General features: G+C 43.5%; 2 protein-coding genes. One reads left to right on the forward strand and one right to left on the reverse strand.

Translation table 11 applies throughout. The features are described from left to right. Positions 1 to 138: L,D-transpeptidase (locus R7Z47_RS24085; protein WP_318130670.1), on the forward strand; the 138-nt coding region annotated here is incomplete at its 5' end. Positions 139 to 168: 30 nt separating this feature from the next. Here R7Z47_RS24085 and R7Z47_RS24090 read toward each other — a convergent pair. Continuing rightward, complete coding sequence (locus R7Z47_RS24090; RefSeq protein WP_005459332.1) at positions 169 to 879, reverse strand: glycerophosphodiester phosphodiesterase family protein; 711 nt, start codon at positions 877 to 879, stop codon at positions 169 to 171. Positions 880 to 1,070 lie beyond the last annotated feature (191 nt).

Here is a 1,070-nt window from a genome sequence, read left to right on the forward strand (position 1 = left end):
AAGAATGGTGAGACGCAAGATCCTAGCTTTATTCAGAGTTTTGATTGGACCAACGGGTGTATTGCGCTCACCAATGAAGAAATGGATGAACTCATCCAGCTTGTCACCATGGGAACACCGATCACGATCGAGTGGTAGGACTCGTTATCCCACGGGAGCTTTGAAAGGTTATTGCATAAAACGTTTTGGATGGTCACTAAAAATGCCATCTAATTGCGGAAGGTGCTTGAGCTTATTCGGGTTGTTGACCGTGTAACACATGACCTTATAGCCCGCTTCTTGCAGCTTTATGATCTGACGCGAACGAACCCAGTTAATATTTAGGTTACAGCTGTACGCTTTCACTTCATCTAACAATAGCCCGTCTTTTTTTGTAAAAAACTCACTTAAAACACCCAAACGATAACCTTCGCAATGCTGGTAAAGTGCTCTGATGACATCATGACTAAAGCTTGAGAGTAAAAGGTTCTCTCTAGGCATTGAACTTTCGGTAAGCACTTTTGCGAGCGTTTGTGCGACTTCATCCGCTGGATGGCGGTCTACTTTCACTTCAATATTCAGATTTAGACCTCGCTCAGTAGCCAAACTTAATAGCTCCTCAAGAGTCATGATAGTTTCGCCAGCAAAATCTTCGCTGAACCAGCCACCGAAATCTAATTGTCTTAATTCTTCCAACGTATGAGCATCAACTCGCCCTTTGCCATTGCTGCATCGACTTAACGTATGATCGTGACAAACCACAAGCACATTATCTTTTGTTGGCTGAACATCCACTTCTACCCATTTTAGGCCGAGATCAATTGCAGCTTGAACGCTGACTTTTGTATTTTCTGGGAACGAGCCGGCAACGCCGCGGTGACCAATTAACAGAGTTTCCATTTTGTTTGCCTTCTTGAATGAGATGTCCAGATTGTTCTCGTTTTTGGCCGTTGATATAGAGGTGAAAAGCTTCTTCAGGGCGGTAACGTCACGATTCAACGGTGTAATTTTCACCAGACAAGCATGGTGCGGAAATGAAAGACTAGATTGGTAACAGATTCTGAGCTACAAAATGACGTTGGACTTTTATG

It is taken from the genome of Vibrio sp. 1641 (assembly GCF_033339995.1).
Taxonomy (GTDB): domain Bacteria; phylum Pseudomonadota; class Gammaproteobacteria; order Enterobacterales; family Vibrionaceae; genus Vibrio; species Vibrio alginolyticus.